Source organism: Spirochaeta isovalerica, from assembly GCF_014207565.1.
In the GTDB taxonomy this organism is placed as follows: domain Bacteria; phylum Spirochaetota; class Spirochaetia; order DSM-2461; family DSM-2461; genus Spirochaeta_F; species Spirochaeta_F isovalerica.
Genome location: NZ_JACHGJ010000011.1, coordinates 19,957 through 37,459, shown reverse-complemented (window position 1 = coordinate 37,459; position 17,503 = coordinate 19,957). Strand labels below are relative to the sequence as shown.

Annotated in this window: 16 protein-coding genes, 4 tRNA genes and 1 other RNA gene; 13 read left to right on the top strand and 8 right to left on the bottom strand. The window is 41.1% G+C overall.

The genetic code is table 11. From position 1 onward, the window contains the following. The first annotated feature begins 10 nt into the window (after nucleotides 1-10). Nucleotides 11-2,536 (top strand): DNA topoisomerase (ATP-hydrolyzing) subunit A, encoded by a 2,526-nt coding sequence (gyrA, locus tag HNR50_RS19940; protein WP_184748566.1) that lies wholly within the window; start codon nucleotides 11-13, stop codon nucleotides 2,534-2,536. A 352-nt stretch (nucleotides 2,537-2,888) separates the two neighbouring features. Here gyrA and add read toward each other — a convergent pair whose 3' ends face one another. Continuing rightward, nucleotides 2,889-3,965 (bottom strand): adenosine deaminase, encoded by a 1,077-nt coding sequence (gene add / locus HNR50_RS19935; protein ID WP_184748565.1) that lies wholly within the window; start codon nucleotides 3,963-3,965, stop codon nucleotides 2,889-2,891. Nucleotides 3,966-4,105: 140 nt separating this feature from the next. After that, on the bottom strand, nucleotides 4,106-4,327 hold the full coding sequence (locus HNR50_RS19930) for a NifU family protein (RefSeq protein WP_184748564.1): 222 nt from the start codon (nucleotides 4,325-4,327) through the stop codon (nucleotides 4,106-4,108). 163 nt (nucleotides 4,328-4,490) lie between these two features. On the opposite strand from HNR50_RS19930, the gene HNR50_RS19925 reads away from it, so the two are divergent. Then, the gene (locus HNR50_RS19925; protein ID WP_184748563.1) at nucleotides 4,491-5,258 is read left to right on the top strand and encodes a ParA family protein; all 768 of its coding nucleotides are present in this window, start codon (nucleotides 4,491-4,493) and stop codon (nucleotides 5,256-5,258) included. Beyond that, on the top strand, nucleotides 5,251-6,162 hold the full coding sequence (locus HNR50_RS19920) for a ParB/RepB/Spo0J family partition protein (RefSeq protein WP_184748562.1): 912 nt from the start codon (nucleotides 5,251-5,253) through the stop codon (nucleotides 6,160-6,162). Before HNR50_RS19925 ends, HNR50_RS19920 begins: the two co-directional genes overlap by 8 nt. A 3-nt stretch (nucleotides 6,163-6,165) precedes the next feature. On the opposite strand, the gene HNR50_RS19915 is transcribed toward HNR50_RS19920, so the two are convergent. Further along, the gene (locus HNR50_RS19915) at nucleotides 6,166-8,304 is read right to left on the bottom strand and encodes a DUF4954 family protein (protein ID WP_184748561.1); all 2,139 of its coding nucleotides are present in this window, start codon (nucleotides 8,302-8,304) and stop codon (nucleotides 6,166-6,168) included. 95 nt (nucleotides 8,305-8,399) lie between these two features. On the opposite strand from HNR50_RS19915, the gene HNR50_RS19910 reads away from it, so the two are divergent. The 8 genes from HNR50_RS19910 (at nucleotide 8,400) to recR (ending at nucleotide 11,516) form a co-directional block, all read left to right on the top strand. After that, nucleotides 8,400-8,484, top strand: a tRNA-Ser gene (locus HNR50_RS19910). Between the two features lie 14 nt (nucleotides 8,485-8,498). Then, a tRNA-Ser gene (locus HNR50_RS19905) sits at nucleotides 8,499-8,585 on the top strand. Nucleotides 8,586-8,590: 5 nt separating this feature from the next. Next, nucleotides 8,591-8,664, top strand: a tRNA-Arg gene (locus HNR50_RS19900). Nucleotides 8,665-8,715: 51 nt separating this feature from the next. After that, nucleotides 8,716-8,800, top strand: a tRNA-Ser gene (locus HNR50_RS19895). 22 nt (nucleotides 8,801-8,822) lie between these two features. Continuing rightward, nucleotides 8,823-8,920: signal recognition particle sRNA small type (gene ffs, locus HNR50_RS19890), an RNA gene on the top strand. Between the two features lie 17 nt (nucleotides 8,921-8,937). Beyond that, nucleotides 8,938-10,614, top strand: a complete 1,677-nt coding sequence (gene dnaX, locus HNR50_RS19885; RefSeq protein WP_184748560.1) for a DNA polymerase III subunit gamma/tau — start codon at nucleotides 8,938-8,940, stop codon at nucleotides 10,612-10,614. Continuing rightward, nucleotides 10,615-10,929 (top strand): YbaB/EbfC family nucleoid-associated protein, encoded by a 315-nt coding sequence (locus HNR50_RS19880; protein WP_184748559.1) that lies wholly within the window; start codon nucleotides 10,615-10,617, stop codon nucleotides 10,927-10,929. Further along, nucleotides 10,929-11,516, top strand: coding sequence for a recombination mediator RecR (gene recR, locus HNR50_RS19875; RefSeq protein ID WP_184748558.1), 588 nt, complete (start codon nucleotides 10,929-10,931; stop codon nucleotides 11,514-11,516). The genes HNR50_RS19880 and recR overlap by 1 nt, the downstream gene beginning before the upstream one ends. A gap of 32 nt (nucleotides 11,517-11,548) precedes the next feature. Here the strand turns inward: recR and HNR50_RS19870 are convergent, their stop codons facing one another. From HNR50_RS19870 to HNR50_RS19855, 4 genes are all read right to left on the bottom strand, one after another. Next, on the bottom strand, nucleotides 11,549-12,970 hold the full coding sequence (locus HNR50_RS19870) for an MGH1-like glycoside hydrolase domain-containing protein (protein ID WP_184748557.1): 1,422 nt from the start codon (nucleotides 12,968-12,970) through the stop codon (nucleotides 11,549-11,551). A gap of 244 nt (nucleotides 12,971-13,214) precedes the next feature. Beyond that, entirely contained in the window at nucleotides 13,215-14,147 is a 933-nt protein-coding gene (locus tag HNR50_RS19865; protein WP_184748556.1) for an SPFH domain-containing protein, read from the bottom strand. After that, nucleotides 14,147-15,064, bottom strand: coding sequence for an SPFH domain-containing protein (locus tag HNR50_RS19860; protein WP_184748555.1), 918 nt, complete (start codon nucleotides 15,062-15,064; stop codon nucleotides 14,147-14,149). Before HNR50_RS19860 ends, HNR50_RS19865 begins: the two co-directional genes overlap by 1 nt. Before the next feature lie 22 nt (nucleotides 15,065-15,086). Then, entirely contained in the window at nucleotides 15,087-15,560 is a 474-nt protein-coding gene (locus HNR50_RS19855; RefSeq protein ID WP_184748554.1) for an NfeD family protein, read from the bottom strand. On the opposite strand from HNR50_RS19855, the gene HNR50_RS19850 reads away from it, so the two are divergent. Both HNR50_RS19850 and thyX read left to right on the top strand, forming a co-directional pair. Next, nucleotides 15,561-16,178 carry an IMPACT family protein gene (locus tag HNR50_RS19850; RefSeq protein ID WP_184748553.1) on the top strand — a complete coding sequence of 206 codons (618 nt, stop codon included), beginning with the start codon at nucleotides 15,561-15,563 and terminating at the stop codon, nucleotides 16,176-16,178. Further along, the gene (thyX, locus tag HNR50_RS19845) at nucleotides 16,178-17,014 is read left to right on the top strand and encodes an FAD-dependent thymidylate synthase (protein WP_184748552.1); all 837 of its coding nucleotides are present in this window, start codon (nucleotides 16,178-16,180) and stop codon (nucleotides 17,012-17,014) included. Before HNR50_RS19850 ends, thyX begins: the two co-directional genes overlap by 1 nt. Here thyX and HNR50_RS19840 read toward each other — a convergent pair. Beyond that, nucleotides 17,011-17,343 carry a hypothetical protein gene (locus tag HNR50_RS19840; protein WP_221439941.1) on the bottom strand — a complete coding sequence of 111 codons (333 nt, stop codon included), beginning with the start codon at nucleotides 17,341-17,343 and terminating at the stop codon, nucleotides 17,011-17,013. The genes thyX and HNR50_RS19840 overlap by 4 nt on opposite strands. Nucleotides 17,344-17,503: the final 160 nt, after the last annotated feature.

Genomic DNA, 17,503 nt, shown 5'->3' with positions numbered 1-17,503 from the left:
AGGATAACTCATGAGTGATTTAATAAAGGATGATAAAAGCAGGATCATACCTATAGCTATAGAAGACGAGGTTAAGGAATCTTATCTCAACTATGCTATGTCCGTCATTGTCAGCCGGGCATTGCCAGATGTCAGGGACGGTCTTAAACCGGTCCATAGGCGAATTCTTTATGCCATGAATGAGATGGGTCTCCGAAACGAGCGGTCCTATAAAAAATGTGGACGAATTGTCGGAGATGTTCTCGGTAAGTATCACCCACATGGCGACCAGTCTATTTATGATGCTCTGGTGCGATTAGCCCAGGATTTTTCGTTGAGATTGCCTGTCGTCCAGGGTCAGGGTAACTTCGGGTCCATTGACGGAGATCCCCCTGCAGCTATGCGTTATACTGAAGCAAAAATGGCTAAAGTTGCTGAAGCCATGTTGCGGGATATTAAAAAAGATACTATCGATTTCGGCCCGAACTACGATGATTCTATGAAGGAACCTCTTGTTCTTCCGACAGCCTTTCCCTTTTTGCTGGTCAATGGAGCAAGCGGTATTGCAGTCGGTATGGCCACCAATATGGCCCCTCATAATCTTATTGAAGTCTGTAATGCAATAAACGCCTCAATAGAGAACAGAGATATTACTTCAGAAGAGCTTCTTGAGTGTATTCAAGGGCCTGATTTTCCCCAGGGGGGAATCATCTATGGGAGAAAAGGAATTAAAGATGCTTTTCTCACCGGACGGGGTAAGATTACCGTAAGAGCCAGATACACAGTAGAAGAAATCAGACCGGAGAAAGAGGCTATCATAGTCACAGAGTTACCTTATATGGTTAACAAGGCGACTCTAATAATTAAAATAGCCGATCTTGTTCGTGACAAGAGAGTTGACGGAATATCGGATATTCGTGATGAGTCTGATAGAAACGGAATGAGGATTGTTATTGAACTGAAGAGAAATGTTTCTCCGAAAGTTACAATGAATCTTTTGTTTAATCATACAGCTCTCCAATCGAATTTCAATGTCAACAACCTGGCTCTCGTTAATGGCATGCCAAAGCTTTGCACTTTAAAAGACATGCTCGATTCTTTTATAGAGCACAGATTTGATGTTATTACCAGAAGAACCAAATTTGATCTTAAAAAGGCCAAAGAGAGAGAACATATATTAGAGGGATTGAAAATTGCCCTTGATAATATAGATGAAGTAATTCAGATTATCAAATCCTCCAGTAATGTTAATATTGCCAGAGCTAATCTGATGGCAAGATTCAGTTTTTCCGAAGAGCAATCACAGGCTATCCTGGATATGAGGCTCCAGAAACTGACCAGTCTTGAAACTCAGAAGATTATCGATGAATTGATAGAAATCAGGGAACTAATAGCCTATCTTGAAGGATTATTAGCTGATGATAAGAAAATACTCGATGTTATAAAGGAAGAGACAACAGAACTTTCAGAAAAATACGGAGATGAAAGAAGGACCGAAATTCTGAACGAGGAAATCAATGGAATGATTATGGAAGACCTCATTGAAAAAGAGGATGTAGTCGTTCTTATTTCCAATAGAGGATTTATTAAAAGAGTTCCTTTAACAGCTTATAAAGAACAGGCTCGAGGTGGAAAAGGTTCCAATTCAACCGTTCTGAAAGATGATGATTATGTAGAGCATATTTTCATTGCCAATACGCATGATAAGATTATGTTTGTCACAACTCTTGGTAAGGCTTACTGGTTGAAAGTATATGAAATCCCTGAGGGAACAAGAGGATCAAGAGGAAAGCACCTTAAAACAATTTTTGAATTCCTGCCCGATGAGGATATAACGACTACAGTCCAGATAGATGAGTTTTCAGAAGATACATATCTTTTCATGGCTACTGAAAAAGCAGTTGTAAAAAGAGTATCCACTTATGCTTTCAGAAATGCTAAGACAAGAGGTATAGCTGCTATTATTCTCGACGAAGGAGATAAGCTCATAAAAGCGGAGCTTACTACCGGAGACGATGATGTTATGCTGTTTACCAGAAATGGAAAAGGATTGAGATTTCACGAAGAAAGCGTAAGAGCCATGGGACGGCAGACTCATGGCGTGCGAGGTATCAAGTTATCTGATGATGATGATATTCTGGTAGGAGTCAGCATTAAGAAAGAAAATGAACAGATTTTTATGCTTTCTGAATATGGTTTTGGTAAACGTACCGAGTTTGATGATTTTAATCCACATGGAAGAGGAACACAGGGACAGAAAGCCTATAATGTCACAGATAAAACCGGAAAGCTTATCAGTGCGATAACAGTTAATGACACTGATAGTTTAGTTTGCATGACTTCCCAAGGAAAAACTATAAAGCTTTCGCTTGCAAATGTTTCCATTCTTGGAAGAAATGCTTTGGGAGTTAAAATTGTCAATGTGGCAGAAGATGATTCCTTAGTAGGTGTTGCCAGAGCTGAAAATGATAAAGTAGATCCGGAAGAAGGAGCGGAAACAGCTGCTGAGATTATTAAAAATGATGATTCAGACGAACCTACATTATTTGACGAATAATTTCAAAGATACTTATATAATTAAGTAATCCGTCATAGATAAATGTTTCACGTGAAACGCTCAAGACAGTTTTATTATAACTGGATGTTTCACGTGAAACTTTTTTATTTATAATTTGGATCTCAATGTTTCACGTGAAACATTGACTGTGGATATCTTGTTAATAAAATTAGTGAATTATAGAAAACTCAGGTTGGGTTTTATTATTTAAAGGAATTAATTCTTTTTATTATAAGAAAATAGACTATATAAACCCTTTAATAACAGTTCGATGATTAATTCTAATCTTCTGTGGATAAAATATTGAAAAGAATATCTGAGTTGTTTGATGAAGAAAATGCAGTAAGTGGAATTATTTAAGCTTTTCCAGGAATACCTTATACTCTTTATCGAATTTTGATATTAGTATCCTTTTTTCGTTTTCAGAAATGAATGAAGCATTGATGGCATTTATATTTAGTTTATAGAAATCCTCTGCACTAAAATCAAAATATTCGACGCATTTGAGGTAATCATCCGTCAAGTCTGCATCCTGTACTGAAGGATCGTCTGAATTGATACATACGGGATATCCCATTTTATAGAGATCATTGAGAGGATGGGATGGTGAATCGACCCAGGAGCCGGTCTGGAAATTTGACGTTATACACTGGCAGAGATAAATATCATTTTTCTTAAGATATTCGAGCAGTTTTGTATCTTTTATTGCAGATATACCATGACCAATTCTGTCAGCATGAAGTTTTTCAATTGCACTCCAAACCTGATCGGGACCGGTTATTTCTCCGGCATGAATGTCTATCTTGTATTTATTTAATCCCTTTATATAGTCAAAGAAAGGAATATAGAGCTCAGGAGCGTAGTTAACTTCATCTCCTGCCAGGTCTATTCCCACGATACTGGGGATTTCCAGCTTATCAATTTTTTTATGCTGCTCTATCATTTGTTCAGCAGTTTGAAACATTCTGTTATAGGTCAGAAGATAATTGATGGGAAGATTTATTTCTTTAGCAGCTCTATCTGCAGCATTTATGACTGTTTTAACAACTTCTATTCTATCAAAATCATTATATTCAGCGAAATGTTCCGGAGCAAATCTCAATTCGAGGTAGATTAAACCTTCTTCTTTGAGATTTAAGACGGAATGATAGACAAGATAATCGATATCATCGAAGGATCTATACCAGTATCTTTTAAATTTAGATAAAAAAAGGAGAAAGTCCGGACCGGAATCTTTGGGAAACTGGACCTCTTTTTTAAAATCTGCAAAAGCTTCCGGAGTATCGAGATTGTTCTTTCGGGAAAGTTCGAAGAGATGTTTTAGAGAAAACATACCTTCCAGATGACGATGTAGTTCTACTTTTGGAAAAGTCTTCAGTAAAGATTTATCCAGCAGTGAAACAGATTGTGCCCGACTGCTACTTTTCATTAATATCTCCGATATCATTTTTATATAAATAATACAGGCACATTAATAATAATGTGCTGTATTATACAATTTAGATCATAATTCAATAAATTCAATTCATTTATGATTATCGGTAGATTTGTAATAAAACTTTTTGGAAATTAAACGGATTCTACAGATTTTACTTCGGGTATAACTTTTTTGAGATAGTTTTCAACACCCTGCTTCAGTGTCATCTGTGACATAGGGCATCCTGCACAGGCTCCGACGAGCTTAACCATAACGGTTCCGTCTTCCTGTACTTCTATAAGCTCAATATCTCCTCCATCTGCCTGAAGGGAAGGTCGAACATCGTTTAATGCAGCTTCGACTCTATCTTTCATTTTAAACTCCTGTAAGAATTGTATTCTTGAGGCCTGATCAGTTATAGGACCATGATTAGGGTAATTCAGGCTCGGAGTAATAATACTAAATTCAAAACAGTAAAGTCCATAGTCAAACCCTTCTTAATCGACAAGACAAATACAATCATGTATAATCTTTCTCATGGGAAAAACTATCGTATTTGCTAACCAGAAAGGTGGAGTCGGAAAGACTACGACAGCCGTAAATGTCGGTTCCTATATAGCAGCGGAAGGCAAAAAAGTCCTTCTGGTTGACTTTGACCCTCAAGGTAATCTGTCCAGTTCTGTCGGTTGTAATAATAAACAGGATGGAATTTACGAAGTCATTACAGATAAAAGAAATATCGAGGATGTCATTGTAAAAACGGACCAGGAAGGTCTTTTCATTGTAACTTCAAACCTTAATCTTTCAGGAGCGACGATTGAGCTAGTCGATATGGAAGGCCGGGAATTCATTCTCAAAAAGGCTCTTGAAAGCGTTAAGGATAATTTTGATTATATTCTGATTGATTGTCCACCTTCGCTGGGAGTTTTAACTCTCAATGGGTTTGTTGCTTCAGATTATGTAATCGTTCCCCTCCAGTGTGAGTTTTTCGCCCTTGAGGGTTTTATTACAATGTTATTTCAAACGGTTAAGAGAATTCAGCAGACGGTAAACAAGAAATTAAAAATAGCCGGTATTGTATTTACTATGTATGATTCCAGAACGAGATTGAGCAACGAAGTCATCCATAAGGTAAAATCCACATTTGCATCTCATCCGGAGATCCTCTTTCAGACAATCATTCCAAGGAATATACGATTGACCGAAGCGCCTTCGCATGGTGTTCCCATCAATCTGTACGATAACAGCTGTGTCGGAGCAAAAAGCTACTATAAACTCGCATTAGAGGTAATTGACCGTGTCTAAAAACAAAGCTCTCGGGAAAGGGCTTGATGCTCTCCTTGAATTGAATTCAGAAATGATTGATATCAATAACTATGCGGAGATGGATAGGGTAGTTGTAGATGATACAGATAAAATCATATTTGTATCTCTGGATAGAATCGAAGCCAATCCAAATCAGCCGAGAAAAACTTTTGACGAAGATTCTCTTGTTGAACTTGCTGAATCGATCAAACAGAAAGGTGTTATTCAGCCTGTTTTAGCTGAAAAAAACTCTGAAAAAGAGGGTTATTATATTATTGTTGCCGGTGAAAGGCGTTATCGCGCTTCACGCCTGGCGGGAATTGAACAGATACCCTTAATCGTTAGATCCTTTTCTGAAGAAGATAAGCTTGAAATTGCCTTAATCGAAAATATACAGAGAGAAAACCTCACACCCATAGAAGAGGCCAGAGCTTATCGTCATATTATGGAAACCCTTAATCTCAACCAGCAGGATCTGGCTGATCGGGTCGGAAAAAATCGATCAACGGTGGCTAATAGCCTACGTCTTTTAAAATTACCTGAAGATATGCAGGATTCTCTTAACGAAGGTAAACTGACATCCGGGCACGCACGCTCAATCCTCTCTACTGTGAACCCTGCGGACCAGAGAATCCTTTTTAACCGAATCGTTGATAAGGGTTTAACTGTCCGTGAAGCGGAAACTATGGCGGGAGATCTGAATAAAGGATCACGGCCTACGAGTAAAAAAGAGGGAATACCCAAAAAGAAAATACCGGAAATCATGCATGTCGAGCAGAAATTTATCGATGTTTTCGGTACGAAAGTACAAATTAAAGGTAATATCAATAAGGGAAAAATCGAGATCACCTATTATTCTTCAGATGATCTCGACCGTATATTTGAAATTATCAGTAATGATTGATTTTCATGATCGGCGGAGATGTTTCTCCGCCAGTTTTATTAATTCATTCATTTCATCTTCTATCTGAATAATAAAGCTGTTATCTTCCAGTTTTCCCACAACTTCTTCCATTTCTTCCCTGTTATCATAGGTACTCAATCTGAACGGATTAGTATAATCTTTTGCTCTCGATTCATAAGTTTTTTCACTGATATAGCGACAGGTTTGGATGAAACTATCAATATAATCTTCCATATTTAAACTTTTGAAGTATCTTTTAAAGAGAGATAAACCATGTTGCAGCTTTGATTTTTCATATAGGGAAGAATAGTCATTATATTTCTGATGAATATCATCCCAGGTCTTCAATTCTCCGTTTTTGATCCGTGTTTTCAAATCATCAAGATCTTTTTCCCTGATTAATTGACCTCCGAGGCTACTCCATTTGTCAATTTCAGAATCTTGATATTCTTCCCATAGAGCAGAAAGGCTTACATTGAAAGTTTCGCAATATGTTATAGTGTTGCGAAGTAAATAAAAGAGAAGAAATTCCTTATAGATTTTATAGGCTTTTCCGCATTTCAGAATCTGAGTGCTTCTCCTGTTATTTTCAATCGTATTGACATCAATGGTAAGCTGAGGGTTTGCCAGCAGGTATTCCTCTTCATCGGTGAATTTTGAATCTTTAAAAGCATCAGTTTCGGTTACAATCTTTTTCAGATAAGATAAGGCTTCGACTATTTCATTTGCCGTATCCGGTGCCAGATAATCGAATTTCAGATTCAATTGCTTGACGACTCTCTGGTCCCGTACGGAATATTTCCATGAATTTCTTGCCAGAGCATAGAGATTATATTGAAACCAGTAGGCGGGGATAATTTGAAGATGTCCTTTTGTTTCGTTATTGGAAAGAAGAGAAAAAGGGAGGGGATTATTTATTTCCGAAGGATAGGATCCTTTCGCCAGCAGATTAAAGGAAGAAAATTTGGAGTTATGTTTCAGACTTGTGCAAAGGCCCGGCCAGAATCCCCTTGAGGCCTGTATTTCGCCGTCATTGGCTCGCGAATTGTGATTGGAACCAATAGTGGCGCCGGAAGCAATATTGCTCTGACCCCCCAATGTGGCTGCACAGAGGAAGGAATTGTTGTGGTGTTGTTCATGACCTGGGAAAATAAGGGAATTGAGAACTTCGCAACAGGATATCGTTGAATTAGAACCGAGGAACGAGTTTATCAGCCTGGCTCCGTATTTCAGTGTTGAATAATCGGACATAATAAACCGAATGGCTTTTACACCATAAAATGCCCGGCATCCGTACCCTACTATTCCATTGACCAATTCAATGCCTTCTCCAAGCTGTGTTGATGATTTAAGACTGCTGTTAACCGTAAGGTTTTTCAGTTTATTGCATCCCTTGATATAGGCGTGGCTTCCGACTTTAACATCTTTAATAATCCGGCAGTTCTTTATAACCGTAAATTCACCGATTGTTCCGTAATAGGCTCTGGAAGAATCAAAAGAATTTTGCGTTATCTCTTTGAGCCTGTTCATCAGAGCTCTGTCATCGCGGAATTTAGACCAGAGCCAGGCGTCTCCGGAGATCATTGTATCGAAGGGGAGAACAGCCCTGTTGCCGTTTTCATTGCTCAACTCAATTTCGATTCTGACGCTTTCATCTTCTCCGTCTTTTACGATACCGTTACCGAATTTGGCATGATCGGTAGTCAGCATTTCATTGACGTTGAGTATGATAGCACCGTCTCCGACAATATAATGGGATATATAGTTTACATTGCTGAGAGCCGCATTGGAGCCGATATCGCAAGATACAATCGTACTGTCATAGATACCCGCGGGCTGGTGCAGATCATGGAAATCGAGATAGACGTCATCGATATCACCGATTCGGTTTAATCCGTAGAATTTATTATTGATAACCCTGTTCGGGCTGAAATTTTCCGTTACCAGAATATTGTTCCAGTTGTCGGCTGTGTTGCCTCGACTTTTTAAAATACCTATTTCATCGTGAGATAATTGTCTGTACTCCCGTGCAGGAGCCTGTCTGAAGCGGATTGTGAACTCATCGGCGTTTTCAGGCAGATATTTTTTATCAGTGAAATTAAAACCTAGACTCTTGAGCTGGACCATTTTTATATCATTCATAGGGCGTATTATAAAAGATAATTAATCTTTTAAAAAGGTTAAAAACTATTGACTTATAGAGGGCATTCAGGTTATTTTACCCTTCGTAATTATAAGGAGAGGTGTCCGAGCGGTCGAAGGAACTGGTCTTGAAAACCAGCGTAGGGAGACCTACCGTGGGTTCGAATCCCACCCTCTCCGTTCAAACAATTACTGGAGAGGTGACCGAGCGGCCGAAGGTGGCACCCTGCTAAGGTGTTGTGCGGGTAACCGCACCGGGGGTTCGAATCCCCCCCTCTCCGATCGCGTGCCCATAGCTCAGTTGGATAGAGCGTTAGATTGCGGATCTAAAGGTCGGAGGTTCGAATCCTCTTGGGCATACTCTGTCAGAAGCCAATCGGTACTGACGGTAAAAACATATCATTTCAACCTGGAGAGATGTCCGAGAGGCCGAAGGAGCACGCTTGGAAAGCGTGTGTATCGCAAGGTACCGGGGGTTCGAATCCCCCTCTCTCCGTTTTTTCCCCTTCGGTGCTGACTTTCAGGTTCTGCACTATTCCTCATTGCCCAACCCCGTCAGGACCGGAAGGTAGCAGCGGTAAGTAATTGAGAAATGTGTGCAACTAGCTTGAAATGAGCTGAAGGGGTTTTTTTATGGCATACGAAGTAACAGCTAGCAGAAAGAGACCTCAGAAGCTGGACGAACTCTCCGGTCAGGAATTTGTCGCGGCGACACTGAGACGTTCCATCGAAACAGAGAGAATAGCCCACGCCTATCTCTTTTCCGGGCCCAGAGGGGTAGGTAAAACCTCATCAGCGCGGATACTCGCAAAATCTTTAAATTGTCTGAACGGTCCGACGGCGGATCCCTGCGGTACATGTACGAACTGCAAAGAAATTGCTCAGGGCAATTCCCTTGACGTCATAGAGATCGACGGTGCGTCGAATACGGGCGTCAACGATATTCGCGAGATCAAAGATGAAGTTCTTTTTGCTCCCAGCAATTCCAAATTTAAGATTTATATTATCGATGAGGTCCACATGCTTTCAAACAGTGCTTTTAACGCGCTGTTGAAAACTATTGAAGAACCACCCCCCTATATTGTATTCATCTTCGCCACTACGGAAATTCATAAAGTGCCGGCGACAATAAAATCCCGCTGCCAGCAGTTTAATTTCCGTCTTATATCCACTGATGTCATTAAAGAGCTTCTGGCATCGATATCCGATGAATCCGGGTTGAAATATGAAGATGACGCGCTCTTCTGGATTGCCAAAGAGGCAACGGGATCGCTTCGCGATGCCTATACTTTGTACGATCAGGTCGTTTCGTTCTCCGAAGGTGAACTGACTCTTGAGAAAATACGCGAGAAGCTGGGTCTGGTCGGTCTCGATCAGATGAATGAGCTTGCCGAACTTATGGCCGACGGGAAAGCGGCGGATGTCATTGAATATGGAGAAACGATTCTCAACACAGGTGTTGCCATCGAACAGTTTGTAATAGATCTTTCGGAATATTTCCGTCATATACTTTTTATCAAGCACAATATTCGCAAGGAATCACTACTCGGTTTCAATATCGAAAGGTTTTCCCGGAAAGTTATTGATTCCTTTTCGGTGCAGCAGCTCGAATATGCCGTAGACTTGACTTTTCAACTTTACAGAGATATTCGCTATTCTCTGAATCAGCGTTTTGAACTCGATATCCTTTTAAGCAAAATGTCATCGCTTGCGGTATACATCAGTCCTGAAGCGATAATGAATAATATCGGTATGCTGAGAAATGAACTTGTTACAGGTAGCATCTCTCCCGGGTCAGGTACGTCAGTAACGCCGACAGCTCCGGTAAAGCAATCGGTAATTGAGGAAACGGGCTTTGAGAAACCGCAGGACAGCGGCCAGGCGGCCAGTGAGTTTTTCAGTAAGTTCAGAAAAAATGAAAGCCCCTCCGTTCCGGTACAGGAAAGGATCGTTGCTCAGCCGGAAGAAGAGCCTGCCGGGGAACCGGAACTCAGTTCGGTCGAATTGAAAAACAGATTATTGAAACACTTGAAATCAGCAAATATGTCTCTTTACGCCGCTTTGAGCAAAGCTCAGAGATGGGAGCTGAACGATAAAATTCTGACTTTGACTTTCCGGTCGCTTTTTGAATCCTCTTTTGTTAACCGGGAATCGAGTTTCATTATCGATGAGATGAAAAAGCTTTTCGATAAAGACATCAGAATTGAAACGGTAAGCAACGTGGAAGAGCAGGAAAAGAAAGAGGAATCAGATCCCCAGATCGATCTTGTCAAATCAGTATTCAGGGGACAACTGATCAGAGGTGAATAAATGAATTTCAATCCAATGGATTTTATGAAAAATCTTCAGGACGTGCAGTCTAAAATGGGAGATATGCAGGAGAAACTGAAGAATATAACGGCCAGTGGTAATGCCGGCGGAAATCTTGTGGAAGTCGTTATCAACGGACAGATGGAAGTACAGTCGGTTAAACTCGATCCTCTCTGCGTGGATCCCCGCGACATTACGATGCTTGAAGATCTGATAAAGTCAGCTTTTGTGGCTGCCAGTATAAATATAAAAGAAAAAATAAAAACGGAAATGGCGGGAGACCTCAACATACCTCCAGGAATGGCCGGTTTCTGATGGACAGTCTCGATCTTCTCATTAAAAACCTTTCAAAGCTTCCCGGGGTTGGAAAGAAAAGCGCTTCCAGAATCGCTTATTATCTGCTTGGAAGTCAGAGGGGTTTCAATGAAACGCTTGGGCTTGAGATTATGGAGATTCAGGATAGAATACATCCCTGCCCCGAATGCGGCAATTATACAGAAGATGATATATGTCACATATGCAGCTCACTCTCTCGTGACAGATCGATACTCTGTGTCGTAGAACAGCCCCAGGATGTTCTGACTATTGATTCAACCGGTGAATTCCATGGGCTGTTTCACGTTATCAATGGCGTCCTGTCTCCTTTAGATGGCATAGGTCCGGAAGAACTGCAACTGGGAAGACTGGCGGAGAGAGTCAAGAAAAATAGTATAGAGGAAATCATCATCGCCACAAACCCTACGCTTGAAGGGGATTCAACGGCTTTATTTATTGCACAGATGTTTAAGGAAAGCGCGATAAGCATAACGAGGATCGCTTCAGGGATTCCGGTCGGTGGTGATTTTGAATACGCCGATAAATTGAGTATCAGTAGAGCCTTTAAGGGCAGGCGGGAATTATAAATAAAAAATGCCTCAAAAAGAGGCGTTTTTTATTAAAGCTTTTCGATCAGCATGGAACATTTTCCCGAAGGAATGGGAAGCGTTTTCTTCTTGCTTCCGATCAAATCAATTGTAAAATAGTATAGCTTTTCAGATTCGAGTCTGATTTCCCATCCTCTCGAACTCTTATTACTCAATATGGTAATGTAATTTCTTTTCAAGGAAAGATCTTCAATACCCATTAATTCCAGTGTGGGAATGATCCAGTCTACTGTTTTCCTCGGTAGAGAAATAAACAGCCCCACAACATTCTCTATCATTAAAGAGAGAGTGGAGAGTGCAGCAGCAGGAATGAAGAGTTCCCTGTTAAAATCTTCTTTACCTGTCCAGATAGCCGGACCGTCTTTCATGGGCTTGTAGGCTTCCCAGAGGGACCCCTTTTTTCCGCTTTCAGGGTGAAAGGTATCGAGTATATAATACATATGACGGATTGAGCATTCCCTTGCCAGATCGTATTGACCGTACTTTTCCAGACCTTTGATAACCATAAATGTGAATACCGGAAAAACTGAACCTCTGTAACCTTCTCCGTTTTCAGAAAAAGCGGGTTCGTCAGCTGCCAGTGAGGGGAATGGATTATCAGTACCGAAAGTGTCCGGGTTTTTCAGATGGGCTATCAGCTGTTCAAGTTTTTCTTCATTGGGTATCTCTGCAAGTAAAGGCCAGAATGAAGCAATGGTTTTTACCTGAATTCTTTCTCTGTTTTTATCCAGATCGAGATAGAGGCCGGTTACATCGTCCCACATCTGTGAATTGATACGGGTTTTCAAGGCAAAATATTTTCTTTTATAACGGAAACTCAGATCCTTGTCATTCAATATATCGCCAAGTGCTGACATGTATAGACTGTTGAGAGCCTGCTGGCTGTTAAAATCAACGGGATAATACATCTTGTCTCTTGGTGAATTAATCATGGTTGTCGCCTCGAGAGGCACGGAATACATACCCGAATCATCCATGAATTCGCTTTCAAGCCAGTCATAGTACTGTTCGAGCGCAGGCATGATTTCTTTAATTCGTTTTTTCTGTCCGACTTTGTGAAAGATATTGTACTCGGCCCAGGCGAAAAGGGGAGGCATGACAGACTCGGGGTTTCCTTCAGTAAAAACAGGTTTACCGTCGTCTATTGAGTACATGCTTCTTATGGCGCCGTTTTCTTCCTGTTTTGAATAAAAAATATCCAGCTGTTTGGCGGGATCATAAACTTTATTGCTGTATACCAGAAAAAAAGATGAAAAACAGGTATCGAATTGATTGATGACGGAATCGTCCTGATGCGACATATAAGTACTTCCGAAACCGTTTTCGGGAGTACCTTTTTTCCATACATCCTGTGTCCATGCCCATGTTCTGTTATATATATCGACAAAGTCCTGATCGTAGTAATGAACTTTGGGAAACTGCTTTTTTAACACGAATTCTCCTCGATACTATTCCGATAACTTCACAATTCACGATTAAGACAGAAAGTAGATATAATAAATACTAATATAGAGAAAGTCAGTTGTGTATGTAATTGTGAGTTTTATTTTATAAATTAATACATGGATAAGATAACATAAAAAACGTCAAATGTCTAATTATAAGTATTTTTATCTGTCAACAATATTTTTAAATTAGAGGCCGGCAGATTTTCACGCTGCCGGCCGGAATGGTTTATTATTTAATAAAATCTTTGATTCGGTTTTCGATCTCTTTGATATTGGTCATGTCGACGGGAAGAATGACTTCCGTATCACTTTTCGCCAGATTGTTAAGCTCTTCAAAATAGCTTTCGGTCAGCTGAAGAGATACGGCATCCTCACCGTTTTCCTGTCCTATTGCTGACGCCACTTTGGCTAAACTGATCGCCGTTGCCCGAGAAAGGGCTCTGATCTCTGAAGCCTTTCCTTCGGCTTCGTTGATCATTTTCTGCTTTTCCCCTTCACTTTCATTGATGGCTTTTTCCATATCTCCGATGGAGCGGTTGATTCTTGCTTCCATCGATCCCTCGCTTTCAAGAATGACAGCTCTCCGGATCCTCTCGGCCTGCATCTGTTTTTCCATAGTGGTTAAAATGCTGTCGGGAACTTTGATATTCTGGATTTCATATCGGGAAACCGTAATTCCCCAGGGATTCGTAGCTTCGTCTACATCTCTGACTATCTCCGCGTTGATCGAATCTCTCTCCTCGAAAGTCCTGTCCAGTTCCAGTTTGCCGATGACGGATCTCATGGTTGTCTGGGCTAGTTGAATCGTGGCGTATTCATAATCAGTCAGATGAGGCGTTTTAACTCTTTTGGTAATTCCGTAACTGGCTTTTTTGGGATCGACAACGCGCATGTAAACCACGCCGTCAACCATGACCTTGACGTTGTCCTGTGTAAAGCAGGGCTGTATGGGGACGTCGAGAGCTTTCTCTTTCAGGGAGTGCTTGTATGCCACCTTGTCGATAAAGGGTACCAGAATATGGAAACCGGCTTCCATGGTTTTACAGTATTTTCCCAGTCTCTCTACAACAAAGGCTTTTTTGGCCGGAACGATTCTGATACTGCGCAGTATGGCTATTCCAAGAATGACCAGAAGAATGATTATTACTATATTACTGAGCATTACTTGGCCTCCTTATCTGACAAAGCCGGAATAACCGTTTTGAAAAGAGATTTGAGCTGTGCTGCTTCCAGAGGAATGACCTGAGTTTTGGAATTCTTGAGAATCGTTCCAAGCTGAGATAAATACTGCTGGAATATTCTCATGGATCTGGCCTTATCTCCGTTGGGCTTATTGATAGCCTGGGCGATCAGCCTTATTCCTTCCGCCGTTGCTTCAGCCTGGAGTTCTATTGCTCTTGCTTTTCCGTCGGCGACATTGATCTTCTTCTGCTTTTCACCTTTACTCCGGTTTATAGCTTCCTCTCTCGCTCCTTTTGATTCGTTGATGGCAGCCTGTTTTACACCATCGCTTTCAAGAACATCAGCTCTTTTCTCTCTTTCAGCGGTCATTTGCCTTTCCATGGCTTTTTCAACGGATTCCGGAGGATCGAGGTTTTTAATTTCATACCGGGTAACTTTAATACCCCAGGGGTCACTTGCCTCATCTACGCTTTTCACAACAGCATTATTGATAGAATTTCTTTCGGAAAAAGTGTTATCCAGCTCGATTTTTCCGATTTCCGATCTCATTGTGGTCTGTGCGAGCTGAGCTGTTGCAAACCGGTAATTTTCAATGCCGTAACTGGCTTTCTGAGGATCGATTACTTTGAGATATAAAATTCCGTCAACAGTTATCTGCACATTGTCTCTTGTTATGCAGATCTGAGGCATAACGTCGATCACTTCCTCTCTCAGTTCGAGCTTATAGGCGACTCTCTGAATAACCGGGATTACAAAATGCAATCCGGCACCCAATTCTTTTTTGAATTTTCCGAATTCCTCGATAATCCATGCTTCCTGTTCGGGAACGATGCGGATCATCTTGAACAGGATGATAATCACTAGGGCTGATATAATAATCAGCGGTATTAATTCCATTCACAACTCCTTTATATAATTCTTAATCATCAGTAAATCTTTCTACGATAAATGTGAGGCTCTCAGACTCTTTCCGCTTTACAATACGGACTTTGTCTTTTTTGTAAAATCTGGATCCATCGGATGATTCGGCCTTCCAGGTCGTTCCCAGTATGCTTATCCGCCCCGGTGTCTTTTCTCCGATATCGTCTATGACGACAGCCTGTTCTCCTATGAAGCTGTCTGTTTGGTTTTTGTGAATTTTCCCGGTGAAGGTTTTGGAAAATTTTCTTCTCAGGAAGACGAGTGAGAGGATCGAGGAAGTCAGCCAGATAATCAGTTGAATGACGTAACTCTGAGCGACAGAAGGAAAAATCAAACCGGTCACGGCGGTGAGTAAAGCCCCGCAGCCGAAGAAAAAAATAGTAAAGCCCGGAATAAATAATTCTGATATAATGAAAATAATCCCAAGGGCAAACCATATTAAAATATAGAGATTCATAATTAAAATAATCATATGGAAAAAATAAAAATTCCAGCAAAAAAACATACCATTGAGTATGAGATGAAAAAATCCCGGTTTATTGCCACTGTCGAACCTCTGACAGGGCAGGAAGAGGTTAAAAAACGAATCCGGGAAATTCGCGATTCCTATCCCGGATGCCGGCATGTGGTGTATGCATTCTTTACGGGAGATGATCGTGCCATGTCGGGGCTTAGTGACGACGGGGAGCCGCACGGAACGGCGGGACGTCCCGTATATGAAGTTCTGAAGGGAAGCGGTTTGACAGATGTCCTTTTAACCGTAACCAGATATTTCGGAGGAACGAAACTTGGAACGGGCGGACTTGTCAGCGCTTACGGACAATCGGCAAAAAATGTTCTCGAGGCATTACCTGTTAAAGAAAAAATCTATACAATAAAGACTGTCTTCACTCTGGATTACAGCTTGTTTGACGGAGTCAAGAAAATACTCGCAGATGTGGGCGCTTTGAATGTGGAGGAAGAATTTTCCACGGGAATCACCATAAGGACTCAAATCCCTATGGATGAAAAAGACCTGTTTGCGGAAAAGATAAGAGATATTTCACGGGGAGAGATATCCCCCGGCTTTTTTGAGGAAGGTAGCTGCTAATGGCACATTGTTTTGTAGAAGAAGCGGAGAAAATACTGGATAAGGAATTTCCGGTGTTGAACAAGGGGTTTGTCCGCCTTGTCGATTATATGGGAAGTGATGAAAGAATCGTCCAGGCTGCCCGGGTATCCTATGGAAAAGGGACAAAAAGCGTCAGAGAAGATAAAGGACTCATAACCTATCTTCTGAGAAATGACCACACATCTCCTTTTGAGCAGGTCGTTTTTACTTTCCACTGTAAGATGCCTCTATTTGTCGCCAGACAATGGATCCGACACAGAACGGCAAGGCTAAATGAAATTTCCGGGCGCTATAGTGTAATGAACGATGATTTTTACATTCCCGAACTGGCTGATATTTCCTTTCAAAGTTCCGATAACAAGCAGGGGCGTTCGGAAGAGGAAGTTCCTGAAGAAATCAAGAAAAAAGTTATTGAGCTTTTTAAAGAAGATCAGAAACGGGTCTACAGCAATTATGAATCGCTTCTGGAACAGGATATTGCCAGAGAGCTTGCCAGAATCAATCTGCCGCTCAGTCTCTATACGGAATGGTACTGGCAGATCGATCTTCATAATCTTTTTCATTTTCTCAGGTTGCGTATGGATGCCCATGCCCAGAAAGAAATACGCGTTTATGCAGAAGCCATGTATCAGGCGGCTTCCACAGTCTGTCCTCTCGCCTTTGAGGCTTTCGATCAGTATATAAAAGGAAGCGTTCGTTTTTCCCGTGATGAACTGAAGGCGCTTAGCAGAATGCTGGAAGGAGAAGAACACGGACTGAAAGGACGGGACAAAACCCTTTTTGAAAGTAAACTGAGTGAGGGGAGACAGCTCTAGTCTTCTCCGTTTTCTTCTTTTTTATGATTTCGGATTTTTTCCAGAAGATTGTCCATTTTGTTTACCAGAGCTTTTTTTACTTTGTTATCAGGATGTTCTTCTGTCATACGTGTGAGGAAGGAAAAACTAGAGAATAATTTATCATCGTTGATATCTATATTTTTTCTCTGGTTTTTTCTCCTGTCGTAGAGGTTTCCGATTTCAGTCAATGTGTGTTTGCCTTCAAGCTTTGATGTGACTTTTGCCATTTTCAGGGTAATATCTTTTTCATCGAGCTTTTTCCGGGCACCTTCGCTCATGTAGTCTGTCAGATCGGAGAGGTAATGCATCAGACCTAGAAGATTACCTTTAAGATCTTCTTCGGGTTCGGGTTCGGGTTCGGGTTCGGGTTCAGGTTCAGGTTCAGGTTCAGGTTCAGGTTCAGGTTCAGGTTCAGGTTCAGGTTCAGGTTCAGGTTCAGGTTCAGGTTCAGGTTCAGGTTCAGGTTCT